Annotated in this window: 20 protein-coding genes; 3 read left to right on the top strand and 17 right to left on the bottom strand. The window is 47.8% G+C overall.

Annotated elements, in window-relative coordinates:
• Positions 1-112 precede the first annotated feature (112 nt).
• From VP504_RS07935 to dctP, 6 genes are all read right to left on the bottom strand, one after another.
• Positions 113-766, bottom strand: a complete 654-nt coding sequence (locus VP504_RS07935; RefSeq protein ID WP_325893750.1) for a spondin domain-containing protein — start codon at positions 764-766, stop codon at positions 113-115.
• Between the two features lie 12 nt (positions 767-778).
• The gene (locus VP504_RS07930; RefSeq protein ID WP_325893748.1) at positions 779-1,441 is read right to left on the bottom strand and encodes a spondin domain-containing protein; all 663 of its coding nucleotides are present in this window, start codon (positions 1,439-1,441) and stop codon (positions 779-781) included.
• Positions 1,442-1,562: 121 nt separating this feature from the next.
• Entirely contained in the window at positions 1,563-3,224 is a 1,662-nt protein-coding gene (locus VP504_RS07925) for a diguanylate cyclase (protein ID WP_325893747.1), read from the bottom strand.
• Positions 3,221-3,604 carry a response regulator gene (locus VP504_RS07920; protein WP_325893746.1) on the bottom strand — a complete coding sequence of 128 codons (384 nt, stop codon included), beginning with the start codon at positions 3,602-3,604 and terminating at the stop codon, positions 3,221-3,223. The genes VP504_RS07925 and VP504_RS07920 overlap by 4 nt, the downstream gene beginning before the upstream one ends.
• Positions 3,605-3,890: 286 nt before the next feature.
• Positions 3,891-6,314 carry a sensor histidine kinase gene (locus VP504_RS07915; protein ID WP_325893745.1) on the bottom strand — a complete coding sequence of 808 codons (2,424 nt, stop codon included), beginning with the start codon at positions 6,312-6,314 and terminating at the stop codon, positions 3,891-3,893.
• Positions 6,314-8,425, bottom strand: coding sequence for a TRAP transporter substrate-binding protein DctP (dctP, locus tag VP504_RS07910; RefSeq protein ID WP_325893744.1), 2,112 nt, complete (start codon positions 8,423-8,425; stop codon positions 6,314-6,316). The genes VP504_RS07915 and dctP overlap by 1 nt, the downstream gene beginning before the upstream one ends.
• Before the next feature lie 463 nt (positions 8,426-8,888).
• Between dctP and VP504_RS07905 the strand changes: the two genes are divergently transcribed.
• Complete coding sequence (locus VP504_RS07905) at positions 8,889-10,112, top strand: polyhydroxyalkanoate depolymerase (protein WP_062705190.1); 1,224 nt, start codon at positions 8,889-8,891, stop codon at positions 10,110-10,112.
• A 92-nt stretch (positions 10,113-10,204) separates the two neighbouring features.
• Here the strand turns inward: VP504_RS07905 and VP504_RS07900 are convergent, their stop codons facing one another.
• Entirely contained in the window at positions 10,205-11,179 is a 975-nt protein-coding gene (locus VP504_RS07900) for a hypothetical protein (RefSeq protein WP_325893743.1), read from the bottom strand.
• Positions 11,176-12,501: a sphingomyelin phosphodiesterase gene (locus VP504_RS07895; RefSeq protein WP_325893742.1), complete on the bottom strand. Its 1,326-nt coding sequence runs from the start codon at positions 12,499-12,501 to the stop codon at positions 11,176-11,178. The genes VP504_RS07900 and VP504_RS07895 overlap by 4 nt, the downstream gene beginning before the upstream one ends.
• A 759-nt stretch (positions 12,502-13,260) precedes the next feature.
• On the opposite strand from VP504_RS07895, the gene VP504_RS07890 reads away from it, so the two are divergent.
• Positions 13,261-13,794: an SRPBCC family protein gene (locus VP504_RS07890; RefSeq protein ID WP_325893741.1), complete on the top strand. Its 534-nt coding sequence runs from the start codon at positions 13,261-13,263 to the stop codon at positions 13,792-13,794.
• Positions 13,795-13,919: 125 nt separating this feature from the next.
• Here VP504_RS07890 and hdhA read toward each other — a convergent pair whose 3' ends face one another.
• Together hdhA and VP504_RS07880 are read right to left on the bottom strand one after the other, a co-directional pair.
• On the bottom strand, positions 13,920-14,687 hold the full coding sequence (hdhA, locus tag VP504_RS07885) for a 7-alpha-hydroxysteroid dehydrogenase (RefSeq protein WP_325893739.1): 768 nt from the start codon (positions 14,685-14,687) through the stop codon (positions 13,920-13,922).
• A 170-nt stretch (positions 14,688-14,857) separates the two neighbouring features.
• On the bottom strand, positions 14,858-16,111 hold the full coding sequence (locus tag VP504_RS07880; protein WP_325893737.1) for a D-amino acid dehydrogenase: 1,254 nt from the start codon (positions 16,109-16,111) through the stop codon (positions 14,858-14,860).
• Between the two features lie 100 nt (positions 16,112-16,211).
• On the opposite strand from VP504_RS07880, the gene VP504_RS07875 reads away from it, so the two are divergent.
• Positions 16,212-17,126, top strand: a complete 915-nt coding sequence (locus VP504_RS07875; protein ID WP_325893735.1) for a LysR substrate-binding domain-containing protein — start codon at positions 16,212-16,214, stop codon at positions 17,124-17,126.
• 266 nt (positions 17,127-17,392) lie between these two features.
• Here the strand turns inward: VP504_RS07875 and VP504_RS07870 are convergent, their stop codons facing one another.
• From VP504_RS07870 to VP504_RS07840, 7 genes are all read right to left on the bottom strand, one after another.
• The gene (locus VP504_RS07870; protein ID WP_062705176.1) at positions 17,393-18,040 is read right to left on the bottom strand and encodes a lysophospholipid acyltransferase family protein; all 648 of its coding nucleotides are present in this window, start codon (positions 18,038-18,040) and stop codon (positions 17,393-17,395) included.
• 2 nt (positions 18,041-18,042) lie between these two features.
• A complete protein-coding gene (locus VP504_RS07865) occupies positions 18,043-18,975 on the bottom strand; it encodes a phosphatidate cytidylyltransferase (protein WP_062705174.1) in 933 nt (310 codons plus the stop codon).
• Positions 18,968-19,654, bottom strand: a complete 687-nt coding sequence (locus tag VP504_RS07860; RefSeq protein WP_325893734.1) for a CDP-alcohol phosphatidyltransferase family protein — start codon at positions 19,652-19,654, stop codon at positions 18,968-18,970. Before VP504_RS07860 ends, VP504_RS07865 begins: the two co-directional genes overlap by 8 nt.
• Positions 19,655-19,729: 75 nt before the next feature.
• Entirely contained in the window at positions 19,730-20,755 is a 1,026-nt protein-coding gene (locus VP504_RS07855) for a hypothetical protein (RefSeq protein WP_325893733.1), read from the bottom strand.
• Positions 20,756-20,774: 19 nt separating this feature from the next.
• A complete protein-coding gene (locus VP504_RS07850) occupies positions 20,775-21,836 on the bottom strand; it encodes a hypothetical protein (protein WP_325893731.1) in 1,062 nt (353 codons plus the stop codon).
• Positions 21,829-24,468: a DUF2235 domain-containing protein gene (locus VP504_RS07845; protein WP_325893730.1), complete on the bottom strand. Its 2,640-nt coding sequence runs from the start codon at positions 24,466-24,468 to the stop codon at positions 21,829-21,831. Before VP504_RS07845 ends, VP504_RS07850 begins: the two co-directional genes overlap by 8 nt.
• Before the next feature lie 333 nt (positions 24,469-24,801).
• On the bottom strand, positions 24,802-26,400 hold the full coding sequence (locus VP504_RS07840; protein WP_325893728.1) for a S8 family peptidase: 1,599 nt from the start codon (positions 26,398-26,400) through the stop codon (positions 24,802-24,804).
• Positions 26,401-26,529 lie beyond the last annotated feature (129 nt).

Here is a 26,529-nt window from a genome sequence, read left to right as displayed (position 1 = left end):
GGTTCTCCAACATTAATCGTCTTTTCAATCAGCTTAACATAGATATAAATACGTTACCGGAGATCAAAACGGGCACTTTCAACAGTGCCCGTTTGTGCTTTGCGGTAATGAATCACCAAACGCGTTTGATGGTGACTTTTGCGCCGGGGTTCAGAAAACGGTGTCGGTATTTCAGTGCCGAATCTTCCAGTCCTTCATCGGCGGATAGCACGCCAGGATGAATACGTAGGCGGTCTATATCATCACGCGCAGCATTGAAGCCTTCACCACCCGCGGCAGGGCCAGGAATGGTACCTTGGGTCTCCGAGTTAGCTTCTGTACCCGCATCCCACACTGGCAGTGTAATAGTGATACTTTGTCCTGGATGTAATTTGCGAAGATCGATATCAGACTCAGCAACGATGGCGTCATTGGTGTTAACCAACATGGAAGCAACGGACAGATAACGTGTCTTCCTATGCTTGAGCTTAATCGTGAAGTTTTCGGAGGCGCCTGGCGCGAGAGGAGATGCACCGGAGAGCGCCTCCTCGACATGGTGTCGTTTTTCATAAGCCACCACTTCACTGTTGTCACCACCTTCGGCCAGTTTCTCCAGGGCCAGAGATACTGGTTGGCCGACTTCAAACAGGGTATTTGGCTTACTGTGAGTTAACAACGTCACCGGAGACATAGGTTGTGCGTCCGTCATATTTTCTACCGTCACGGAGTATTCCTCACATCCGGCAAGTATTAACGCCGCAGCGCCAATGAGAGCAGAGCGATACATGTTATGCCCTCCTTAATAAACGGTAACGGTAACGATGGCAACTGGATTGAGCCAACGGTGTTTGGTGCTGTCGAAGTCGCTCAGACCGCCACTGGAATCAGTATCACCAAGGTTGCCTGGGTGAATATGGACGGTTTCATTGGCGACTTCAGTATCGACACCTGTACCACCTTCACCAAAGGTGATAAACGGTGGGGTTGGAACGCTGCCTGCCAGCTCATCATTCGCTTCTGTACCCGCGTCATACCCATTGGCTCTGATGACATAGGTGCCTTTTTTCTTTGGAATTTTCCAGCTATCTACACCAATAAATGCATCGTTAGAAGGTAGCAACATCGCGGCAATAGAAAGCACATCGCCGTGATTTGCATAAAGAGTGGTTGACGTTGATGCGCCTGGGTCCAGAATGCCTTCTGCCGGGTTGGCTTGCACATCAGCGCCCACGCCTTCAGCAAGCGCAACCAGACCGGAAATATCACCACCTTCTGCCATAGCTTCAAGATCAGCAGATGCTGCTTCGCCAGTGCGGAACAGATACGCATCCGGGCTGTGAGCAGCAACAATCAGTGGGGTGAAATAAATACCATCGGTGGCATTGGTGATTTTGACATCGACGTTGGCGGCTTGTGCGGTGAATGCTGCGCCCATTGCCATGCTGAGAAGTAAGGTTTTCATTTTTCGCTCCCTGTGCGTTGAATTCCTCCAAGCATGGCGCGAAAAAATGGCAAAGCTCTCGCGAATTTCTCTCAAAATTCTCGCAAATGTCAACAGACCCTAATGAAAACCTATCAAGGTATCACGCGGTGTTTTTCTCCTGAGAATCATGATGCTCACCCAGCTCAACATGGGTGATGACACGGTTTCGCCCTCTCTCTTTAGCCAAATAGAGTGACGAGTCTGCCGCTTCGATGATGCTTTCTGTAGAATCGAATTCCGGAAAGGTGGCGATCCCCGCACTCAAGGTTGCGGTGAACGTTTCCGGGCCATTAGAAAAAGGCGTTTTCGCAAAGGTAATGCGAATTTCATCAATCAGCCTGAGTGCAATGTCTGCGGGGGTGTCAGGCAAGATCAAAGCAAATTCTTCTCCACCATAACGGGCGCTGGTATCGGTTTTACGGAAGCGGTAATTCAACAAACGGGCCACACCTTTGATCACCTTGTCTCCGACCGGATGGCCATATTTGTCGTTAATCGATTTGAAGTAATCGATATCGATCATCACAAAGCTGACTGGAGACTTGTGGCGTCGTGCGCGGGATAGCTCACGTTCCAACGCCATTTTCAGGTTGGAGTGATTCAAAAGACCGGTCAGGCTATCTCTGTCCATCATGGCACTCAAGGCTCGGAAACGATGAGCACGAATCGACACGGCTTGTGTCAGGTGTAGATCATTGATGGGTTTGGTCAGGAAATCGTCCGCACCGACCTGAAGTGCCTTCATTTGAAGCTTGAGATCGGTTTCACCGGAAAGGTACACGATAGGCACATTGGTATTCGAAGCATGTTGGCGGATAACACTGGCGGCTTCCACGCCGGAGCATTCCGGCATGTAAAGGTCCATTAAAACAAGATCAGGATGGAATTCGCCAAGTTCATCAAGTAGTTGATGGGGATTATCCACAATGCTGGTTTTCATTCCAGCACCTTGCAACACAATAGAGTAATGCTCGGCGAGAGTGCGGTCATCTTCCACAATAAGCACGCGATACTGGGCGTTATTTGTCTCCCACAGCGAATCGAGCAGCCCGAGAATATCATCGTACTCAACAGGTTTGTGGAAGAAGGTGTAGGCACCCGCCCTGGCGGCATGGAGACGACTTTCCCAGCATTCGGTTGTGCTGAGTACCACAAGAGGAATACCACTGTTTTTACGCCAGACTCGGGTAATGTCATCAAGGATCTGAAAGTCGTTCAAGTCGACAATCAGTACCGAAGGAGCCTCGTTGCCGAGTGCATATTTTAGCTGGGTTGCGGTCTCGAGAAGGATAACTTCGTAATCGATATACTGGAGTTGTTTGACCATCTCCGAGACATCGTCTGGGTTCTCTGCCACCACATAAACCAGTTGCTTTGTACGGTCCTTCTCGTGAAGTAGCGTGACCTCACCATACGTAAGATCGTCAGGGCGTTTAGGTTCGATCTTGGCGATATCGTCTATGCCCACAATCAGTCTGTCGATATCATCGCTTGCCGCAGGCAGTGTCTGGCTCTCAATGTGAGGTTTCAACAGTACTTCGATATCTCTTCCGCACTCACCAAGATCCACAAACCCAAGTGTCGTGGCGGTGCCAGCAAGCTTGTGCGCTTCCATGACCAGCTCTTCCAATTCGCAAAATTCGGAGGATGTTTGGGACTGAATTTTATTCCAAAGTGTTTTAATACGCTCAGTGCGTTTGGCAACACTGCTGGCGAACTTGGCTTGCTGTTCTTGAAACTTTTTGACTTGAGAAGGTCTCATGCACTGTGCCTTCCCATTATCTTTATGATTTCGTCGGCCAGTAACATAGGGTCAAATGGTTTGCTGATCACGCCAATTGCGCCACAGTCGTGATAGGACTTCATTTCCGCAGGCTGAACTTTGGCAGTCATAAAAATCGCGGGTGTGCTTTCTAAATGTGGCATTTCCCGAAGGTGCTTTAGCGTCGTGGGACCGTCCATATCTGGCATCATAACGTCCAGCAGCAATAGATCCGGGTTCGATAGCGCGGCTTTCTCAAGAGCCATGTCACCGCATTCGCAGGACAGAATGACGAAGTCGTCGCCTTCCAGTGCGAGCTCTGCCACATCACGAATGTCTTCATCATCTTCAACGTAAAGCACGGTAATTGGCTTATCCATCAGACTGACTCTCTAGGGTCTGTTGACCTTTGGTGGTTGAATTTTGTTCTATCTATAAGCGTTTTAGGCGCGGCGAGGTGTGTGCCGCCTAGTCATTCTTTCTAAGCAAATACACCTCAACAAAGCATAAAACGCTTAGAGTACGGGACGCGCAGTCGAACCCTTCGGGCAGCGTTTGTGGGGACTTTCTGCTGCGTTATCAGCTTCTCATGTAGGCTAGCTTCACATCTAAGCCTCTGCCTTGCATGAAATCCCCACAAACTGCTGCAAAAATCATCGCCAAAGGTCAACAGACCCTGGGAACTGATGTCTTAAGTATAAGACATAGTTCAGATTTAAGATTACCGATATTCAATGCATGGATATCGTGGGTAGCGACTACAACTTCAGGCAGTTTGATGTCCTGAATGCCATCAGTAAGAAATACGGTTGGAATGTTGCGACGGTTTAGTTGGTCCAGCAGTTTGTCGATGGGTTCATTTTGAGGGAATGCCATCATGACCAGTTGGAAAGGTTGTTGGCCTAATGCGAGGTTTGCACGTGAAACTGATTCGGCAGCAGAGATCTCACATGCAGGATAGAGCTGGTTTCTGAGTGCTGTCAGTAAATCTTCATTGTGTCCTACAAAGAGTATTTGAAATTCGGCAAGCGTATCTGCAACTTGCTGGGCTTTCGGGAGGGAAGGGGCGTTTTCACAAGGCAAAGTGAAGAAGAACGTAGACCCTTGCCCCTGTGTGGAGAAAAAATTGATGCTGCCTTTGTGCGCCTCGATAATGGATTTAGTGATAGCTAGCCCAAGACCAGTGCCGCCCACGCGCCGGGTGTCAGAGCTATCAGCCTGGGAGAACCGATCGAAGATGTGATCAAGGAACTCTTCCGGAATGCCAGTTCCGACATCAGTCACTTCCACTTTATACTCGCCCCCCTGTAAAGAGAGCAAAATGTCTACTTTATCTCCTGGCTTTGAATACTTGATTGCGTTGGAAATCAGGTTTGCCATCACCTGTTGCATGCGAGGGGAGTCAGCGATGATGAAGGCATTTTCTGTTTCCGTTCGGAACGACATTCTGACTTGATGCTGGCGGGCGTAATCCTGATTGTCCTCAATTGAACGGGTGATGATGCTGTAGAGATTGTTCCTGTGGAAGGTATATACCATCTGATCGGATTTGAGCTTTTCGATATCCAGAATATCGTTGATCAGCAGAGTCAGGCGTTCACAGTTCCTGAGTGCCAGGGTCAGCATTTTATGCGTTTTTGGGGGTAACTCATCCGCGAATTTTCCGAGGATCAAACCGAGCGCACCACGTATTGAAGTCAGGGGGGTGCGAAGCTCGTGGCTCACTGTGGCCACAAACTCGCTTTTCATCGCCTCATCTTGCTTTCGTGAAGTGATATCGCGGATGATACCGGTAAACATCCGTTTTCCCGATACTTGCATTTCGCTGACTGACAGCTCCGCAGGAAATGTCGAGCCATCTTTACGTCTTGCGACAACTTCACGACCCACACCGATAATTCGGGCCTGCTTACCCGAGAGATAATTATTGATGTAAGTGTCGTGGTCACGGGCGAATTTATGAGGCATGAGGATATTGACTTTCTGACTCACAACCTCACTTGCTTTGTATCCAAACAATCCTTCGGCAGCGGGATTAAACGTGGCGATATAGCCCTGTGAATCGATGGTGATAATGGCATCAATGACAGTATCCACAATCGCGATTATCTGGCTTTGCCCAGACTGACGCTCTTCCTGAATATTTTGTTCATTGATGCGGTTTATTTCTTGGGTAGCGTGGTTAAAAACCTCTGCCAGGGTCGCCAACTCTGCGTCTGATGCATGCGCTTTTACCGGGTATTCCCCTGCCTTGACTTCGTTGGCAAGTTCAACGATTGGTGTGGCCATTTTTTGCCCGATTCGCTTGGTGATAATGACCAGTGGAATCATGGCGATAAGCGCAAGGATACTGAAGTTGGTAAGCCAGGGTGAAATTTCCTTGAGCATAGAAATATAGGGTTGGTTCAAGGTAATAGAAATGTCGAATTTGCCAATCAGCAGGTCTTGCGCGGGATACATAGAAACTTTAATACCCATAGCATCGAGATCACCTTCACTATTCCCCCACTTTTGATGAATGTTGAGGTCGTAGCTGTGGTCAAGGTTTGCCAGAGCTGCTTCTGTCAGCCGGTCCAGATTGATTTTGGCAATGATTCCCCCCTGGACTGCGTAGTAGTAATTAATCGGCTCAATGATATAGAAGCTACCGTTGATAAACTTGACGTCCCCGCGGCCAGAGGAAAGTGTATCTGTGACGAGTTGCGGGGAAAACCATCCGATATCGCCTTGTCTATCGCCGAGTGCATTCCCTGCATAATCAAACAGCAAGGCGTCCTCAATAGCGGTATAGAGCGTCAGATCTTCCAAAGCATGATGGAAGTAATATTGCTCAGTTCCGATATTAATAAGACTGTTGATGGAAAGCTGGCTTTGTGCTGTTCGTGATACTGCCCGTTGCTGCGTTTTTAGCTCTAGGTCAAGAAGACCTAAAGTATTAAACGCATCACTATGGAGCGTACTTTGGAGCTGTCGCTCAATTCGGAAAATTTCCATGATGGTGGTAGCGCCCACAATCAAAAGTAAGAATGAGACAAGCAGTAGCAGGAGAAGTCTGGAAAAGCGGTTGGCAATGCTGGTTTTGGTTGCCATCAGCGATCGCTCTCCAATGGATAAAGACTTCCGTCTTTATAGTGAGCGAACAGGTAGTCTTCTGATGTCAGGGCATCTTGCTTACCGCGATCAAACGGAGAACGGTATTGCTTTAGCAGTCCGTTGTATCTATCCAATTTAGTGAGTTCTTTTTGGATGGCGGACATATCTGCCGAACCTGCCTTTTCAGCAGCAATAGCGAGCATATGCATTAAATCATAAGCATGTGCTGTACCGGACGGGGCATAAATATCTGATTCTTTTTTGGTTCCATAGCGGCGGTGGTAGCGTTGGACTAAAGTTTTGGCTTCAGGTGTGTTGTTTTCAACGAAAGTGAACGTTTGCAATACGCGGAGATCGACGGCCCTAAGCGCGCTCTCAGAACGTCTGGCAAACTCTGAGCCTGTGATCCCCCAATGAGAGAAAACGACTGGTGGATTGGGGTATTTGGCAAGTTGGTAAACAAACTTTTCACCTTCTACGGCATTGCCGACAAAAATGATGGATTCAACGCCTTTCTGGACGAGATTTTTAACTTTATTTCCCATGTTTTTCTCACCCCAGTCAAACCACTCGACGTGAACAGGAGCAAGCGTACGTCTCTCCATCTCTTTTGTCAGTCCCTCAAAATTGCTCCTTCCCCAGCCGTTATTGACCAGCAAAAAGCCTACTTTTTTAGAAACACTCAATGCGCCATCCAGCATAAACTGGGCGGCGTATTCGTCCCGCACGGAAACCCGGAAAACAAAATTCGGATTTTGCCCATTACTGACAATGGGAGTGGCGGCAGCCCAGGGAGCCAGCATCAGTATTTTGTGTTGGTGCAGCAAATCCAGTTCTGCCAGCACAACGGGACTACTGATTCCACCAAACACAGCAATTAGGTTGGGTAGTTCCGAGAATATTGCAATGTTATCCAACCCCCGGGAGGGGACCATAGAATTGTTTCTGACGACCAATTCCACTTCTTTGCCCAGTACGCCACCACCTTGATTAATTTCTTCCAGCGCGAGTTCTATTCCCCTGCGTATAGACAATCCCGAAATGGCTGAACCACCGATCATATCGGCGTCTAACGCAACAATAAGTTTATCTGGATGCGGATGGTTCCAATTCTCTTTTCCTTGAAGCACTTGTTCGATAATAGCCGTGCCGATCCGCATCCTGTTATGTTCCATGATGTTAGAAGACGAGGCTTTTAAATCGGCAAGCAAGCTGTCAGGCGGTTGCCGGGTGATTCCTTCTTCCCTTAAATTGGCAAGCGCAACATGATCTTTTCGATGGGAAATTTCATTTTGGAAGGAGGTGGCAATATTACTGGCGCTATTGATGAGAGTTTTCTGCGCTTCAGAGAGCTTTGCGTTCGCTTTCTCCGACATGATCAATATTTGGGTTTGGTGACCATGACGGGTGAGATAGAGTTTCTGCCCAGCAATTCGACGCGCTGATAACCGGCTTAGCGTGATTTCTTCTCCATCCAAATCCCCATTTGAGAAAGCCTGCGTTACCACTTCATCTGATACGGGAATAGCCAGGCTCTTCCAGGCAGAGAATTGCTGTTTAATAATGGCACTTTCGGTGACGCGAAAGCGGCGTTGGTCTAATTGTGAGATGGTTTCCATGGGAAAAGTGGTGACGAGATGCTTAAAGCCACCATCCCAAAATGCCAGTCCGACAAGCTCTTTTTTTCGGAGAGAGTTAAGCAAGAGTTTGCCAGCCGGACTTTCATAAACTTGTGTGACTTGTTCATGATCTGTAAAGAAAAAAGGCAAATCAAACAGTTCAAGAGAAGGATAAAGGTAGGACATCTTTGAGCTTGTCACAACAGCAAAGTCCACCTCGCCTTTCTGGACGGAAGCAATCAACTCCCGCTCACTGACGTTGTTGGGCTTAAATGATGCAGATACAGTCAGTTGACCTTTGGATCTTTCGTTTATCAGCGAGGCGAAGTACAGGGCTGCTTCTGAGCTTGCACTGTCCTCGTGGCTTGATACCGCAAGTTTAAGGGCCAGAGCTTTTGCTTCTTCGTCTTGCTGGCTTCCAGAGATTTCACGGCTGTCGCAGCCGCTTAATAGCATCGACAACGCCGTCAGAATGAAGATGTATTTCATTGTTTTTCCCGCTTGAATAAGACTTTTTTGTCTCATAAAAGACTAGATGTGAGACATATGTCTTTCCAGCGAGATATAAATAAAAGTACTGCGGTAAACCAGTCCTCAGGAAGGGCTGGTGGGGAAGTAAGCGCTAATGGCGGGTAATTTGATGAATATTAGAGATGACTTTTCATCGAAAGGGGGGGATGACATAAAAATTGCTGTTCGGTGATACTTGGCCAGATCCCACATACAGACAGGAGCCTTTTACGCGGTAGACCATGCCTTGCTGGACCAGATAATGGGTGGCTTCGCGTAGGGTCACGCGTTTGATATCTAGATGTTTGTGTGGAAGTTTGCCAAAGCGTTAATACGCCGAACTGGGCTAGTATATTAATTGTGTGGTTAATCAATAAGCGATAACCCATCGCTAATAAAAACGAAACCACCTTTGTAGTCAGCCAGAATTAAGGGGCGGTTTATGCTTTACCAATTCAACGCAACCTATATGGATGCTATCAAGCCATTGAACAGCTGGGTTAAGTTTGTGCGGGATGTGAATGCCGCCCCCTGGAACCCAATGAAAACGACTCCGGTTATCCGAACGCTTGATGCTTCCATGGAACTGGTGGAGCGGCTGACTGATTGCTATGACGAACCGGCCTGGGGGCTTGATACCACCGTCATCAACGGCGAGAAGCTCGCGATTCAGTACAATGTGATTGCCAATAAACCTTTCTGTAATCTGCTGCATTTTCGCCGCAGCAAAGCCCAAATTAACCAACCCAAAGTACTTTTCGTTGCGCCGCTTTCCGGTCACTTCGCTACCTTGCTGCGTGGCACGATTGACACCTTTCTGCCAGATCACGATGTGTATGTCACAGACTGGCATAATGCCCGCGATGTGCCGCTGAGTGAAGGGGAGTTCCACTTCGACGATTATGTGGATTATCTGGTCGAATTCTTAGAACTTCTGGGGCCAGACACCCATGCCATCGCGGTTTGTCAGCCTTGCGTTCCTTTAATGGTGGCCACCGCCTTGATGTCAGCGCGTAACAATCCTGCGGTGCCTTGCAGTATGACGCTGATGGGCGGGCCGATAGACACCAGAATCAACCCGACGGAAGTGAACGATTATGCCAGTGACAAGGATTTGGAGTGGTTTGAATCCAACGTGATTTGTACTGTGCCCGAGCAATATGAGGGGGCGGGACAATTGGTTTATCCCGGTTTCGTACAGCTTTCCGGTTTCATGTCGATGAACCTTGATACCCATGTGCAGAAGCACTTCAAGTTCTTTGGCGATTTGGTGAAAGGCGATGGCGACAATGCAGAAGCCCACCGTAAGTTTTACAATGAATACCTCGCCGTGATGGATTTGCCTGCCCATTACTACCTCGATACCATTCGCAAGGTCTTCCTCGAACACAAACTGCCTAATAAGACCATGCAGTATCGCGGAGAGCTTATCGATTTGGATGCCATTACCCAAACTGCCATATTGACCATTGAAGGGGAGTTAGATGACATCACCGGCCGTGGTCAAACTTCTGCAGCCTTGGATCTTTGTACCAAGCTGCCGAAATCAAAGAAACTCCATTATGAGCAAAAAGGTGTCGGGCACTACGGTATTTTCAACGGTCGCCGCTACCGAGAGGCGATAGCACCTAAGATCAAAGGGTTTATTAAAAAACACGCTTCATAGGTGAAGATAAAGGATTTACTGAGCGTAACGGGTCTCGGCTATTGAAGCACGTTGTATCGGAGGCTCTCCAGAAAATGGGGAGCCCCGTTTTTCTAGTCAGTGCCTGCTGAAAAGAACCTACGCCGAAATACGCTGATTTCTCCTGCCTTGTATTCTTCCCAACGTGTATTGTCGAGATGAGAGTGCGTAGTAAGGCGTGCTGATTCCAATGATGCTTCAAGAGAGGAAAGGGCTGCCTGATAACGCGCTACTTTTTCTGATTGTGCTATCACTGCTCGCTCACGGGCCAGTACCTGCTCTGCTTCCCGAGGTTCGAGGTAATAATTTGCGAGTTGACTTTGGATGATACTGCGTTGTTCGTTGGTAAAACTTGGAGGAATGAGATCAAGGCCTTGCTCATATTGATTTACCCCTGATTCAAGCGCCAGTACCTTTAAATCTTGACGCCAATGACCGAGGAGAGATTGATACTCCGACAAAAAGATATCGGCTGAAACATTGTTTAGCTGCTGTGCTTGTTGCTTAAAATCCAGCATAGTGAATGCATCTGCCAGCACCACATTGGTGTGATCATCCCAAGTCTCTTCTCCATATCGTTTGAAGATGGCGATATTCTCTTCAATCGTATTGTCATTGGTGAGTGGGACAGTGGATTGGACTGTTTTCCAGATTTCACTTCGCATGGGGAAAGTGGCTAGCAGATCATAATTAACCGCAGAGAGGCGCTGCTGCAGCTCTAACAAGCGCTCGTCGCAATTTTCTTTCCCAGAGCAGTGAGTCCAAAATGCCTGTAAAGATCGTTGCAGAGGCTCGCCTTTTAAGCGTTTAAGATCCCCTAAGAGTAAATCATCGCTAAATAATGAACTTTTCACCTCTAGGTTTGTCGAGGCGGAAACCTTGTCTGTAGTGCGCAAGGGTAAAGCGATGTCAGGCTCAGTTTGAGGCGTATTGGTGACATCAGCTTTTGTCGGTATGACAGCCACATTAGGTGTGTCAGCGTCACTTCCTAACCCAATGAAGATGCCTGTCAGTAAGACAGGCACCAAGCCGATAACGACTTTTTTCATTGCTGAATCACCGCGGCGACGGGAAAGTGATCAGACAGATTCCAGTGTTTCCATAGTCTCGGGTCTGTTGTTCTAGGGACATCGACGCGGTTGTCATTGGTCGCGGTATTCGAGCCATATTCCCTACTGATCATGACGTAGTCGAGATATTCTATGTGCTCTCCACCGGACAGCGCTTCACCGGCAAAATTGTTGATACGTGGATCAAATGTTGATTCGGTGTAGCCCGAGTAAGTTGGCTCGACAGCAGCGAGGTTCTCGATCATCTGTTGATAGTCACCGGGAAACTTAAGTTTGTTCACGTTGAAGTCTCCGCTGTAGATGACGGTATCATTTGCCGAAATATCGAGTGAATTTGCGAGGGCCCGAATTTGTTGGAACTGTCGCTGCCTGTATTCTCTTGCGGTATCGGTATCAAAAGAAGCCGTATGTGTGGCAAAGACATGATAGGCCTTTCCGCCTTTGATGATCTCCGCGTAATTTACCCCTTTATCGGCGAAGCAATCTGTACCCGAGCAATCAGGGAAGATAAATTGTGTTTCATTCACGATAGGGTAGCGGCTGACAATGACCACACCACCATCATATATATTTGAACTGTTCTTACTCAGCATTTGGGTCTGATAAGGATATTCAGCGGCCAGTCTGCGGAGGAAGCTGCCTCTCCCGTTAGCAAAGACTTCTTGCAGCGCGATAACGTCATAGCCTTTCACGTATTCGGGGATGATATTGAACCGATCACCGATATGAGAGGCAATCAATGGCAAAGCCCAAATGTTATACGTCATGACTTTTAACGTATCTTCAGATGGTGCTTGAGGCTCACCTATTTTCTCAGGAGTGATGGTGTAATAAAGATTATCATATCTGGCGGTGGCAACGGATTTCATGGCCAGCTCCGTAGGACGGTCCTGAAACACAGAGGTGTGGAAACGGTGAATGTTCCGGTCATTCTGCATGTGTAAAGGCACATCATCTGCGCTGACACCATAGGAAATAGAAGAGTGACTCCAATGACCCGTCATGGTTTGGTGTAACATAGATTGCTGGCCAGATTCATTGGTGACTACGGTAGTGAAGCGGTATTCTTTGCCTGCTTTAACGCCCTCCCAGCGATTGAAAGTCAACACGGGTTTGGTCTCCCAAGGCCCCAACGTTTGAGTGAGTTGGAACCATTCATTTCCATGTTCAAGTAAGTCAGAACCGGAATGATCAACATTGATAGTGAGAGTCTGGCTAGAGTTGTTTGTCAGGTAGACATCACTACCAGCAAGCACGTTTGTTGTCGTTAGAAAAGATAATAATAGAGCCCACTTTTTCATTTGAGATATACCCTCTGATTGATTTCCGGGTGAACCTAAACTTCTAATGTGACAATATATTTCGATTTTTAATCTGCCTTTTTAAAGTCAATTTAACTTTAATTTGTATCTTTGTTTTAATCTGTTTATACCTCCTTGTGATTTTGGTTTAACATATTGGTTTAAATGATCTTTCACGGACTTCATTTTGACTTGCATGACCTTTCTTGTTTTAAACGAAATGGATGGTTAGTTAATTTTTAAAATGACTTGCAAGTTTATTTTCGATGAGATTCAAATTGTTTTATTTATTCTTTTTTTAACATTATAGAAATAAGGTGTGAATTTTTTCAGTTTAATTTCATGTGGAATTTTCGAAGTTTGATGAAGCGGTTTATGAGTGGGTTAGTCATCGTTACACCTGATCACAAAGAGGCATTTTTTGGTGTTAGTCAACTCGCCCGAAGGGAGGCCCTCAATGCGCCCACTTCTTCGTTTAATTCCACGGAAATAGAGCCACTATTCCTCGTGAAATTTGCCTCGAATTGAATGCATTGATGACCTCTGAATAGAAGTATCTTCAGGTTGTTTGGATATATCTGAGTCCTGCATCTTCAGGTTTTTTGGGGATAGCATCTTACCTTTACGCTTGAAACCCAGCGTGGGTAGGTAATACAAGGATATTCACTAAAAACGGAAAACACTTTTGCCACTGACGTGATTCTGTTCCTTCCTGATCGTCGTTATAAAGAAACGAAACGGTTTGAGAAGGAACAGCGGATGTTAAGAAAACTACTTCCCGTCATCGTGATGCTGGCAGGCATTGTCGGCGTTTCAACGGCCAACGCCCATGGCCCATCAAGGCTCAAAGTCTCTGAATCTGTCACCATCAATGCCCCAGCGGACAAAGTTTGGAAAACGGTAGGGGCTTTCGAGAGCCTTTCCTGGTTGCCACCCGTGACTAAAGTGGTCATGGAATCAGGAAACCCGACTGAGAAAGGGGCGGTGCGTGTCGTTTATGTGGGTGACCAGAGCGTGACGGAAGAGATAAAGCGCTACAACCCTGACGCCATGATGCTCAAATACAAAATCATCAAAGACAACACCGCGTTGTTACCCGTCACCAACTACCAGTCCACCATCAAAGTGAAAGCCGAAGGTGACAAAAGTGTGGTGACTTGGAAGGCCGGATTCTACCGTGGCTATCCGAACAACGATCCGCCTGAAAACCTCAACGACGCAACAGCCATTTCAGCCATCACCGGACTCTATAAAGCGGGTTTAGATAACCTGAAAGCAGAGATGGAGAAGTAAGATTCCCCCCCCCCCATTTAACTCCGTCCTTGTCTCTCCCGTTTAAAGGGAATGACACAATCGGTCTTGGCTCCCCCTTTTTAGGGGAGAGGCGAGGAGGGGTTAACTTTCGTTAAAGATGGTTTTTAGCTCAATTCCTGAGAGCCGCCGCCACTGACTGTCAGCACCTGACCACTCACCCAAGCTGCCGCTGGCGAGCACAGAAACAGGGCGGCAAGCGCAATATCATCGGTTTTCCCAAGCCTTCCGAGTGGCGTGTGTTTCAGCATGGCTTTTTCAATATCAGGGGTGAGCACTTTCTCCAGCGCCGCCGTGCGGATTGCCCCCGGTGCAATGGCATTCACGCGAATGCCCCTGGCACCCAAATCAAAAGCGGTATTGCGGGTGAGATGATTGATGGCGGCTTTCGAAGAGCCATAAGACGCCATCATCCAGTTTTTGTTTTCGCCAGCCATCGAACTGATATTCAATACTGCGCCTCCGCCGGCTTTTTCCATCTCCGGCGCGCAAAGCTGCATCAGCCTAAAAGGGGAAAATACATTGAGTTGATACGCCCACTCAAAGTCTGCCATTGGCATGTCGAAGGGTTTTGGGCCGCCACCGCCTGCATTGTTGGCAAGGATAGTCACCTTGCCAAATGTCGTGACAGCACGTTCAACCAAAGCCGTTCTGTCTTCTTCTTTGGTGACGTTACAGGCCGCTGAGATAGCATGTCGACCTGTAGCATTAATGGCGGAAGCCACTTCTGTCGCGGCATCCAAATCCAGATCGCTTACCACCACTTCTGCGCCTGCATCAGCAAAAACTTCGGCTATCCGGCGCCCAATCCCGGCGGCAGCACCGGTGACAATGGCAACCTGACCATCAAGGCTGAACTGTTGAATGACTGGCATAACAAACCCTCATTGAAAAGAGATGCATAGAGCCTAGATGTGTAGGGCAGAAGAGCGCGCGTTATTCTTGATACAAAGCAGGGAGGGGAAAGTGGGAAAGTGGCAAAGATAGTTTTCGGGAGAAGAAAGCAAAGAAGGAGCCTTGTGGCCCCCTCTGTTAGTCAGATGTGTTATCCCGCGTAGCGGAAGTAATCCAGACCCTCGACATTACTGGTGATCTCTTTGGAGATGATTTGCGCCAGCAGATGGCCGGAACCACAAGCCATGGTCCAGCCCAGCGTACCATGACCGGTATTGGTGAACAGATTGTCGAACGGCGTTTTACCTATCAGCGGCGTACCATCTGGCGTCATTGGGCGGAACCCTGTCCAGAACTCGGCTTTGTCGAAATCGCCGCTGTGTGGGAACAGATCTTTTACCACCATGGAAATCGTCGCTTTGCGCTTTTCCGGAATAGAAGGATCGAAGCCTGCCAACTCAGCAGTGCCCGCCACACGGATACGATCGTCAAAGCGGGTCAGGGCGACTTTGTAGGTTTCGTCCATCACGGTTGATGTCGGTGCCTGCGTTTCGTCAGTGATAGGCACGGTCAGCGAGTAACCTTTCACCGGGTACACAGGAATACTCAGACCTAGACCTGCCATAAACTTGGTCGAGTAGCTACCCATCGCCACCACATAAGCGTCTGCTTCCAGTTCGCCTTTATCCGTTACGACGCTGACAATTCGGGTGCCTTCGCGTTTCACATTCTTCACTTCGGTGTCGAACATAAATTCCACGCCGTGCGCTTTGGCAAGCTCGGTCATTTGCTGGCAGAACAGGTAGCAATCACCCGTTTCGTCATCCGGCAGATAGAGACCGCCAGTCAGCTTGTGGCTCACAGAGGCCAATCCGGGCTCTTGCTTGATGCAATCTTCAACCGTCATACGTTGATAACGGGTACCGCTTTGCTCCAGAAGGGCGATGTCTTTTTCTACCGCATCAAGTTGCTTCTGATTACGGAAGATTTGCAATGTGCCTTTCTGGCGCCCCTGATATTCGATGTCGTGCTTCTCACGCAAATCCAACAGACACTGACGGCTATGGTTGGCAATGCCCAGCATACGCGACTTGTTCACCTGATAACGATCAAGCTGACAGTTTGACAGCATTTGCGTTGCCCATTTGATCAACTGAGGATCGAGCGAGGGTTTCACTTTGAGCGGTGCGTGTTCTTCCATCAGCCAACGAATGGCCTTTTGCGGAATACCGGGTGCTGCCCAAGGAGAGGAGTAACCGTAGGAGATTTGCCCTGCATTGGCGAAACTGGTTTCTTCGCCTGCTTTAGATTGGCGATCGACGACAGTGACTTTGTAACCTGCCTGCTGCAAATACCAGGCGCTCATCAGGCCGACAACGCCACTTCCCAAGACCAATGCTTTCATGATTATTCCCCCCAATCAGACAGGGCGAGTTTGCGGTGTTTACATAACCCTAACAATCGATTTAAATTAATCACTGTGTATAGAATTTCTAAAAGCAAAAATGCAGACACTCAAAAGCCAACATCTCGGTGCCCTTTATACTTTTTCGGAAGTTGGGAGGCACAGCACACTGACCAGCGCCGCGAAAGCTATGCACCTGACTACTGGGGCGGTGAGCCAACAGTTGTTGCAACTGGAGCAGCAACTGGGTTTCACTCTGCTTGAACGTCATTCCCGGGGTATTCGTCTGACCGAAAAGGGTAAACAGCTTCACCAAAATGTGAGTTTCCATTTAGCAGAAATTGATGCAGAAATCGCCAGCTTGCAACGTAATACCGGAAAGAAACAGGAAATCCGTCTAAAGCTGACGCCTTCCTTTGCGTTTAAATGGCTGGTGCCAAAACTCGAAAGCTTCCACGACTTTTACCCCGATATTCAGGTACAGATCTATGCCGAAGGCGCATTGGTGAACGCTGACACGCGGGACTTTGATCTTGCCATCGACTATCGCCCGCATCCTTTCAAACATCCGAACGCTGAACTGTTGTTGGACGAGTATCTGCTGCCAGTGATGAACCCAAGATATCTGGAACGTCACCAGTGGCTGCAAAACGAAGGAGGTAATGCTGAGCATTGGCGCGGTATCACCTTGCTGCACGATGCCATGCCATGGGAAAAAGCCGACAAGGATTTAGAATGGCGAAACTGGGCCAAAGCAATGCAGCTTTCTGTACCCACTGGCAGCGGCCACTTCTTTAACCGCACTGATATGGCCATGTCTGCCGCAGAAGCAGGCGTAGGCATCGCGATGGCGCGTATGGCGCTTATCGATAATGAGTTGGAAACCGGAAGGTTGGTGTCACCGTTTTCGCCCATCAAAGCCAACGCAGGGTATTACCTGATCAGCAATATGCAGGACGAAAGCACGGAGAGCTTTGTGAGCTGGCTGAAGGGGATGATTGCCAGAGTTTGTTGACCGTTGGTGGTTGAGTTTTGTTCCCATCATAAGCGTTTTAGGCGCGGCGAGGTGTGTGCCGCCTAGCCATTCTAAGCAAATACACCTCAACAAAGCATAAAACGCTTAGAGTACGGGACGCGCAGTCGAACCCTTCGGGCAGCGTTTGTGGGGAATTTCTGCTGCGTTATCAGCTTCTCATGTAGGCGAGCTACACATCGAAGCCTCTGCCTTGCATAAAATCCCCACAAACTGCTGCAAAAATCATCACCAAAGGTCAACAGACCCTAGGCGTTATACTGGGTAATACAGTGTTGACTGAGTTCAGCATACTGAGCCTGTATCTCAGCCATAAAGGTTTCTGAACAATCGACGTGATCCACAGGTTGGCCGATAACAACATCGCAGTTGAAAGGTACAAACATCGCTGTGCCCTTGGGCAAAGACATACCAAGGCCTTTCATGACAACCGGGATAACAGGACAGTGGTCATGCTCTCTTGCCAGGTGGTAGATCCCTTTTTTTAACTCGCTCATCACCTCAGGTTCACCTCGGCTTCCTTCAGGAAATACCAATAAAATATCTCCCTTATCCAGCGCGCGGTGGCATTCATTAAACAGCGCATTCCTATCAGCAGCATTTCCTGTTCTGTTAATAGGGATGATGCCGATAACATTTAATGAGAGCCAGGCAGAAAAGCGATTTGACAGAAAATAGTCAGCAGCAGCCACAGGGCGAACCTTGTGGACCAGACTAATGGGAAACAAAGCGAGCAATACCAGCGTATCAAGATGGCTGTTATGGTTGGCGGCAATAAGGACAGGCCCTTTCTGAGGTAACTTGTTGCGATTGATGACATTTAAACCAAGCGCAACAAAAACCAGCGGTTTTACCACCAGAAAAATAAACATTATTTTCAGTGCTTTAGATAGCATAATCAGTAATACAAATAATATAGGTAGTGGAAAAACAATGGGGCGGTGAACATAAGGCTATCTACCCTATCGAGAATACCGCCGTGACCTGGAATCAACTGGCTGGTGTCTTTGATTTGTAAATCACGCTTAACCGAAGAAATCACCAAATCACCAATGAATCCGCTGATCGAAATAATCAGTCCTGCCACGACACCCTGCAATGGCGTGAGTGGTGTCAGATAAGGGGCAATGAAATATGAGAGGGTAATGATGGTGATCCCCCCACCAATAAATCCTTCCCACGTTTTGTTTGGACTGACTTTGGGAACGATTTTGCGCTTCCCAAAACACTTTCCGCTGATGTATTGGCAAACATCATTTAACTGGGTGAAGATCAGGAGGAACAGCAACATTCCCAATGCACCGGCATCAGGGTTTTTAGAAGGAAGTACCAAGAGGTATGCCATATGGCTCAGGCAGAAAACGGTGAGCATCAAAGACCAATGAATCACGCCTGCAGAGCGGATAAAGCCCTTCGTATCTCCAATCAGCACTGCAACCATTGGTAGATAAAGAAACATATATACAGGGATGAAAATGATGTACATGCCATACCATCCGCTCCCCAGCCAATAGTAATTTAACGGGATAGAAAGGTACGCCCAGAACACAATTCGTCGGTCGGCAAGTCGAATAGGCACAATAGAGAGAAATTCTTTCAATGCCATAAAGCTCAGAAAAGCAAAGAACACCAAGGTATATTGCAGCGGAAGAAACAGAGCAACAAAGACCAGCCCCACCATCCACCACCACGAGCGGATCCTCAGCTTTAACTCCAGAAAATCAGCGTTTGGGTTAGTGCGTGACTTCCACAGATAAATGAGTGTGCCCAAGACCAACGCCAGCAAAACTGCATACATTGCATGGAGAGAGTGAGGGAGTATTTCAGTCATGGTTTTCTCCTTCACTCCCTTCATTTTCCTTTGTCTTGTAAATGGTCAAAAGCCTTCTCCAGAAGGTGATGATACTGCCTAACAAAATGATGATAAGCGTGGCATCAATAGCATTAACGGGCGCATCGAGGAAACTATCAGTGAGATTCTGGAGGAAAAGGATAATAAAGCCCGCTGTTAGCAGTGCCATTCTGTGTTGCTTTGCCATTGGGCCACCAAAGTCAGGTTTACACCCCATGCTGGTACCCAACACACGCACGTAAGCGGTTAAAACAGCCACTAATGCGCAGGCCCATGCCAGATACATTCCCCACTCAAGATAGGTAGCGAAGCCAGCAGCAATGAGGAAAAGGGGATCAGTAATCCTGTCTGGGACATCGTTGAAAAGTTCGCCGGCGGGTGTTTTTTTACCGCCTTCAATAGCGACCATGCCATCAAAAAGATTACAAAGCAGGCGGCACTGAATACAAAGCGCAGTGACCAAAAGCAGCACATCGCCTCCCCAGTAATGGTTGGCGAGCATGGCGGAAAAGCCCAGTAAGCCAAAAACAACGCTCATGACCGAAATTTGGTTCGGGGTGATGTTTTTACGATTGAGCCACGCCGCGACTTTTTGCATCACCGGGGAGTGGCGTACCGCCAATTCGCGTCGATTGGCTTCTTCTGCTTTGAAATCCATGCCAAACCTCTAAGAGTGAAGATCTAGGGATTATGTATCCTGAGTTTCTTTTATCCCTCTGAATTATGCCTGAATTTAACCCTGCTCACTGGGGACTTGGTCGCCTTTTCCCTCAAACAAGACGACAGCGTGGCGACCGAGTTCATCGAAGTAGCGCCAGCGGTTTTTGGGGTCTTCAGCGACGTTGCATTTTTCTCCGATTTTTTCAGTGAGACAGGCAGCACTGTAGGTAATAAACAGGCGATCATTGTTGGCGAAAACGTCAAAGGTACTGGTTTTCAAATAACCATCTGTGGCTTTGCGGTAGGCTTGGATTGCGTTTTCAGTGTCTGTAGGCGAGTTCAATTTACCACTCAACTGGTAACGGTCAAATGTCCATTGAGAATAGTCGGCGTCGGGGTTTGTTTTCGTTGCCCAAGAAACATCAAAGGAAGATGGGAGCGCCATGCTATCGCCCAAATCTCGCCGCTCTCCGTCTTCATTTTTAAGCTTTAGCTCAGTGATATTGGTACTTGTTACACGCTTTGTTCTGATAAGCCTCTGATCATAGGGAGAAGCGGGAAAAGCAGTTGGAGAAGTATTCCCTTTCCCCGAATACAATAAGACGACGTCAGTATTTCCATCCGGGCTAGGTTGTATCCATCCATTCGGATCTGAGCCATCCTTTTTTGAGCAATCGTCATACACTTCGAAGCATTTAAACGTGTAAAGCACCTGCATCTGGTCTTTGTCCACCACAACTTGCAGAGTACCAGGCTTATCTTTTAACGCCGTATAAGCATCCTTTAGCGTCTTGATTTTTTGGCTCGCTAACTTCGTATCAATGGCGCTATCGAGGTGGTAATACGCTGCAGGGTGTGGAGAAGTCTCAGACGGTTTACTCCAATATGCTGAGACGTGAGCCGGAATTCCCAACCCCGATAAACCAGAACTTGCTCCTGGGTAGCCGCTGACGGAGCCATACCCGAAGTTCGAAAAGGCGCCTGAAGTGTCCGTAATCAATACATCGCGGATACTGTAGGTTCCACCTAAGGTGCCAGCATTGCCAAATTTTGTATTTAGACGTTGTTCATCGGAGCAACCAACAATGAGTGAAGCCATCAATATTGTAAGAAGGTACTTACTGATTGCTATGAGCAATTAACGTTCCTTTTCCCTCAAACAAGACGACAGCGTGGCGACCGAGTTCGTCGAAGTAGCGCCAACGTTTTTTCGGGTCTTCAGCGACGTTGCAGCGCTGCCCAGGTGTGTCAGTTAAGCAATCCGCACTGTAGGTAATGACAAGATTTTCATCTTCAGCAAAGATATCAAATGTGCTGGTTTTAATATAACCGTTCATGGCGTTGCGATAGGCTTGAATACTCTCTTCCATCATATCCAGTGCACTAAAGTCGCCAGTGAGTTGATAGTTATCAAATTGCCATTTGGAATATTCAGCGTCTGGGTTCAGTTTCTTCCGCCAATTTACGGAGAATGAAGTAGGCAACACAATCTGGTCGTTGACTTCGTGGCTTACCAAATCGACATCCTGAAGAGTCGCTTCGCTGACAACGGTTTCACCTACATTGACAGCTCTTATTATTCGATTGTCATATGGCGATGTTGGGAAGGGCTTAAGTGAAGTCTCTCCATCACCAGAAAAGAGCACAACAACATCCGTAATATCTTTCGGACTTCTCACTATCCATCCGTTTGGATCGCTCCCTTCTTTTTTTGAACAGTCATCCGAAGAACTGAAGCAACTGAAAGTATAAAAAATTTTGAGATGAGCTTTATCAACTACGACTTGTACAGATGCACCTGAAGGCTCAAAGTTTTTATAAGCATTCTCAAGCGCTTTCATTTTCTCAGTAGCCAGTTTGCTGTTTATGGCACTATCAATTCGATAATAAATAGGGGAGTCTGTCGTTGATTCAGGGTGCTTGCTCCAGTAACCCTTAACGTGAGTGGGTATGCCTAGGCCTGAAATGGTTGCGTAAGCACCAGGGTAGCTACTGACAAAACCATATGCAAAATCTGAGAATCCTCCAGAGGTATCAGAAACAACCATTTCTTTAATACCGTAGGGGCCATCAGTGCTTCCCGCATTTCCAAGCTTAGCCCTCGGGATACTGTCATCCGTGCAACCAGTAAAAGGGAAGACAGCAAGTAGCATTACCAGACTGATTAAGATTCTACTCATTGTTAAATATCTCCCTGTACATTTTCCCTTCGGAATCTCGGTTTACGTCGTTTGACAGCGCAGCGGTAATATTTGAATAACCGGGGTTGATCAGAGGGTCGTGAGGCCTGTGGATCCAAAGCAGCTTGTTTGGCGCTATTTCACTTTCCCAGTGGCTTGCATTAACTTGCCCTGGCTCAATTGCCAATAGTTTCGCATTGAGTGAAGGAAGCTCGGCATTTTCTTTGAAGTCTTTTGGCATTTCATAGTTGCGCATTTGCCATTGGATACCTGCAATTGCGCCTTGTTGTCTCATTCTTTCCTGTGCCAAGCCTTGAAGTCCATTATTAATTGGCTGAAGCCTGTAATAATAGAGGGTGTTACCAACATTTTTAACACGGCCATGTTGTGTCGGGTTTTTGAAGTTTTGTTGCACTTCCTTATCCCAAGCTCTTTCTTCACTTCTCGCTAGCAGAAACATATCTCTGGGTTGCAACCCTGGGTGATTGACTGTTTTTAATAATTCTCTGTTGTATGTATCGTTAATAGGGAAGTCCAAGTGTTTTGGTAGTCCTTTCTTTCCATATTGGGCCATGGAAGGATAACCACCACCTACATCAGCATGGGCGCCAGGGAAGACCTCTTCATAAAAATTATCTGCCAATACACCATTAACTTTTAGAGAGGTAAGAGGGAAGTTCTTCCGATACTCGTGGTGTGCTGTGATGTGGTAGACAGTTTCTGCGCTAGAAGGGGACAGGATTAAGTTAAAACCATCTTCATCATTGTCTCCAGGAATACCAAAAGAGCCGACGGTGTCGAATATACCAACAAAGCGAACGCTAACACTTCTTGATTTATCGATGTAGTAGTGGCATCTCCTACCTGCTCTTTTGTGTTCGCTACTCAAAAGATGAGGGATAACATCGACACTGAATTGGTCACTATTTCGATGACGATGGGGGTGGTGACGTGGGCCATGCTGGGGCTTTGGGGGAGGTACCGGAGAGTCATAGTCTGGGAAACCGACATTTGCTGCATTGACGAAATGACGAGCCAACGCAGCTCCACGACTAAACCCGAAAACATCAAATTCTATATGGTTGATGTTTTCATAGTGCCCGGTTTCTTCAAGGGTTTTTGTGATGCGTCTTAAAGCTCCAATGAGAGATGTCCACTTATCAAAAGCATCTGAGTTACCAAAGAAATCCCAAGAGCCAGTGGCCATGCCAGTGATCTCCAAATCTTCGTCATTGTCTATCGCTTCGATGGCTTCTTCACGGGAATCAAAATCGAGAGTACCTACCCCAGAAATATAGATTTTGGCGATTTCACCTTCCTTCTCTGGGTAAGCTTCAAACAATCTTGCTACATTGGTGCGGGAGGTACTACCTCTTACTTCTTTGTATTTGTCATTCTCAAGATTATTCCCCGTTCCATCAAAGAACACACCGATAGTCAGCTTGTTGTTTGGCAACTTCTTTATGTTCACTACCGGCAACCCACTCTCTACCAATCGTTCATTGTTGATGGCTTTGAGTGTCGAGCCGGTTAACAGGCGTTCTTTATGGTCGTAGACGACATCAACAGGCGCATTGTAGGTTTTCGGTTTGTAGGGCTTCTTGGCGGCCGTTGTGGCTTTCTTGGCATTCAGCAGGGTAGGGATGTCTATCATCACGCCATGCTCGCTCAGCCATTGGTCGTTCACATTACCCAGTTGTTCAATCGTGATTGGGCTGTCGAGATAGATAAGGTGCTGGTCAATAACGACTTTACTGTTGATTTTCCAGTAAAGCAGAATCGCGCCCTGATATTTATTCAGCCCTTGCTCACTGTTTAGGCTAAACGGCGTTGAACGTGTGGCCTGAAATGCCCAGCGGCCTTCACCGAGGATTTTGTATTCCTGAACCAGCTTATTTTCGTGGAAATGGTAGAAATAACCTTCCGTCGGAAAGCCCAAACGGTCGCCTAGCTGAAGGGCAGGGATCACCGGAATAAACGCTTCCCGAACGGCGTCTGTGCCTTTGGGTTTTAGCTTTACAGGAGGCTGGTTACTCACGCCTTTTTCCGCGCTAGCGACTTTAGCGATAAGCTTGCGGGGCGTGTCGTCAGTTGTTTTGGCTGAGAAAATGGTGCCCGTTTCAGAAAGCTTGGTTTCCCAACTGACAATACTGGCTTCCTTTGGCGTTTTACCCAGCGCAAACTGACAGCCTACTTCGCTGGCAAGAACCTCTTCCGAGCAGGCGACTTCGAACAGGTATTCGTAATCTTGGGGCGGCTTTTCCTGTTTCTCTTCAACTTTGGCTTCAGGCGTGTAAGGCGCCTCAGCAGGGGCTTTAGATTCAGAACCCGAGCGTGAGGTAAATCCTTTGGCTTTCGTCCGTGAAGTCAGCGCAGATTTGGCTTCAGGAGAAAAGCTGGATTCAGCAGCCGGATTGACCTGCCAAACCTTATCACCCATTGAGTTGGTTGTTGATTTCAGTGCTGGGGTGACCGGCGAATCATTCAGTAACACATATTCGCCAGTTGCTAACTGAGATTGAAACTTTTGTATGGTGATGCCTTGAGGTAAAACGGCTTCCAATGCTCGTTCACCCAGCGTCGAAAATCCCCCTTCGACTTTGCCGAACTCGTACGATGCAAGTTCGGTCATTTTTATAACCCTGTACGCCACTGACCCTTCCCTGATGTGCTTTTGTTTTTGGTTAGATACCGAACAAACGGGGGCAGTACAACGGGTTGAAACCAAAACCGAAAGGCAGATCAAACAGGGGCAATTTCTTGCTCGAAAACGAGGGAAACAAAAAGGTTATATCTGGAGAAGAATACACTGGTGGCCTTGTTAAGTTGCCTCTCTCACATAATGTTTGTCGTGAGCACCTCTCTCCTACTAATCATCGGCAATAAGGATGACTTACACGGCAAGTCATCCTTTTTTGTAAAGCGTGAAAGCTTCCTCAGCAAAGTGTTAAATCTTCCCCTTTGCTCAGTATCTCGCTTCTAAACTGATGCCGCCAGAGGCTACATATCCTCTGACCATAATGTGATAACGGCCTTCTTGGGTGCTGTAAACCTCGCAGTTTTCATTGTTACGCCAAGCATATGGTCGGCAGTCCCATTCTTTGGTGGTGGGCTGTTCGCCAAAACGGGTGTACAAATCGGCATCGCCCGTACCGCCGCTCATCATGATAGACAGGCTTTTGCCCGCAGGCACATCAATGAAGAAATCCACTTCTTCTCCGGCAGCCACGTCAATACCGGTAACAGCTTCCCCGTTATTGAGCTCAATGCCTTCTACCGGAGGTGGACAATCATCACCACAGCCACCGTCTGTCAGACTGTAAGCCAGTTTGTTGACTGTTCCTCTCGGATCTTTGACTTTACCTACGCTCGCACGTTGGCTGATAAGCGCCGATAACTCGGCCGGAGACAGGGTATTGTTTTCCTGCAGATACAGAGCGGCGACACCAGCTACATGCGGGGTTGCCATTGAGGTTCCGCTGATTGTTTTATAACTGCCGTCATACCAGGCGGATTTAATCGAGGAGCCCGGAGCAAAGACATCGACACAGCTTCCCCAGTTTGAAAAACTCGAGCGCTTGTCACTACTCATCGTAGAACCCACAGTGACGCCACTTGGCTCCCTTGCCGGTGATGCGTTACACGCGTCAGCATCAGAGTTACCCGCTGCGAGCATGAAGCTCACTCCTTTCTCTACAGCGTTTGCAACAGCGCGGTCAAGCGCGATAGAGACCCCACCGCCCAAGCTCATGTTCGCAACAGAAGGGCCAGATGCATTCGCGGCAACCCAGTCAACGCCCGCAATCACACCCGACGTAGAACCAGAGCCTGAACAGCTCAAGACACGGACACCGACAATATTCACGTTCTTGGCGACACCATATTTTGTACCCCCAATGGTGCCCGCAACGTGCGTACCGTGCCCGTTACAGTCTGTTGAATCATCGTCGTTATCCACGAAGTCATAGCCTGATACCGCCCGGCCACCGAATTCAGGATGCGTAATCGTCACACCGGTATCAATCACGTAAGCGGTGACGCCGCTACCATCAAAATCAGTGCTGTAATTGCCATCCAGCGGCAGGTCGCGCTGATCGATACGATCCAAGCCCCAAATCGCATTGCTTTGGTTGGTGTCTTCCCCTTCAAGGGGATCGACCGAGATAACACGGTCCTGTTCAATCAGCTCCACTCTCTGATCTTGTCGTAACGCGTGGAGTTGCTCGGGTGACAATTCAGCCACAAAGCCACTGATAGAGCGATCAAAGACCTGATCGATGGTCAGCGCTTGCTCTGTTTCAATACTGGCGACAGCTTGCTCCGTGAAAGACTGAATCTCTTCCACGCTCCCCGTTTGGAAAAACGGTTGTTTGAGGATCACGATGTATCTGTCTTTTATCGCCTGATCGTCTGAGGCCACCACTAAGGGGGCCAGGTTCTGCGTTTCTATCGTCATACCAAGATCTTTCTCGATGCCCAGATCTTCTTTGCTTTGTGCAAAACCCGACGTAGAGATAACTGCGAGTGAAACAGTGATATACCAACTGAGTTTGTTTATTAACATATTGATATTCCTATTTTATTTTAGTGATCAAGATGGCTGGTGACAATCAACAGCCTCTTGTCTCCGAAGCCCAGGAGCAAACTGGCTTCGGTTATCAATAAAAATATCTATATGATAATGCATCTCATT

Origin of the sequence: Grimontia sp. NTOU-MAR1 (assembly GCF_035758505.1) — a bacterium.
GTDB lineage: Bacteria > Pseudomonadota > Gammaproteobacteria > Enterobacterales > Vibrionaceae > Enterovibrio > Enterovibrio marinus.
This window is presented reverse-complemented; position numbering and strand designations above follow the sequence as displayed.

Bases quoted from the DNA above. Each gene is read 5' to 3' on its own strand.
- VP504_RS07860 (WP_325893734.1), bottom strand. From the start codon at position 19,654: ATGGATTTCAAAGCAGAAGAAGCCAATCGACGCGAATTGGCGGTACGC.
- VP504_RS07890 (WP_325893741.1), top strand. From the start codon at position 13,261: ATGTTAAGAAAACTACTTCCCGTCATCGTGATGCTGGCAGGCATTGTC.
- VP504_RS07935 (WP_325893750.1), bottom strand. From the start codon at position 766: ATGTATCGCTCTGCTCTCATTGGCGCTGCGGCGTTAATACTTGCCGGA.
- VP504_RS07840 (WP_325893728.1), bottom strand. From the start codon at position 26,400: ATGTTAATAAACAAACTCAGTTGGTATATCACTGTTTCACTCGCAGTT.
- VP504_RS07845 (WP_325893730.1), bottom strand. From the start codon at position 24,468: ATGACCGAACTTGCATCGTACGAGTTCGGCAAAGTCGAAGGGGGATTT.
- VP504_RS07850 (WP_325893731.1), bottom strand. From the start codon at position 21,836: ATGAGTAGAATCTTAATCAGTCTGGTAATGCTACTTGCTGTCTTCCCT.
- VP504_RS07915 (WP_325893745.1), bottom strand. From the start codon at position 6,314: ATGGCAACCAAAACCAGCATTGCCAACCGCTTTTCCAGACTTCTCCTG.
- VP504_RS07930 (WP_325893748.1), bottom strand. From the start codon at position 1,441: ATGAAAACCTTACTTCTCAGCATGGCAATGGGCGCAGCATTCACCGCA.
- VP504_RS07880 (WP_325893737.1), bottom strand. From the start codon at position 16,111: ATGAAAGCATTGGTCTTGGGAAGTGGCGTTGTCGGCCTGATGAGCGCC.
- VP504_RS07855 (WP_325893733.1), bottom strand. From the start codon at position 20,755: ATGGCTTCACTCATTGTTGGTTGCTCCGATGAACAACGTCTAAATACA.
- VP504_RS07925 (WP_325893747.1), bottom strand. From the start codon at position 3,224: ATGAGACCTTCTCAAGTCAAAAAGTTTCAAGAACAGCAAGCCAAGTTC.
- VP504_RS07895 (WP_325893742.1), bottom strand. From the start codon at position 12,501: ATGAAAAAGTGGGCTCTATTATTATCTTTTCTAACGACAACAAACGTG.
- dctP (WP_325893744.1), bottom strand. From the start codon at position 8,425: ATGAAATACATCTTCATTCTGACGGCGTTGTCGATGCTATTAAGCGGC.
- VP504_RS07900 (WP_325893743.1), bottom strand. From the start codon at position 11,179: ATGAAAAAAGTCGTTATCGGCTTGGTGCCTGTCTTACTGACAGGCATC.
- VP504_RS07870 (WP_062705176.1), bottom strand. From the start codon at position 18,040: ATGCTATCTAAAGCACTGAAAATAATGTTTATTTTTCTGGTGGTAAAA.
- hdhA (WP_325893739.1), bottom strand. From the start codon at position 14,687: ATGCCAGTCATTCAACAGTTCAGCCTTGATGGTCAGGTTGCCATTGTC.
- VP504_RS07865 (WP_062705174.1), bottom strand. From the start codon at position 18,975: ATGACTGAAATACTCCCTCACTCTCTCCATGCAATGTATGCAGTTTTG.
- VP504_RS07920 (WP_325893746.1), bottom strand. From the start codon at position 3,604: ATGGATAAGCCAATTACCGTGCTTTACGTTGAAGATGATGAAGACATT.
- VP504_RS07905 (WP_062705190.1), top strand. From the start codon at position 8,889: ATGCTTTACCAATTCAACGCAACCTATATGGATGCTATCAAGCCATTG.
- VP504_RS07875 (WP_325893735.1), top strand. From the start codon at position 16,212: ATGCAGACACTCAAAAGCCAACATCTCGGTGCCCTTTATACTTTTTCG.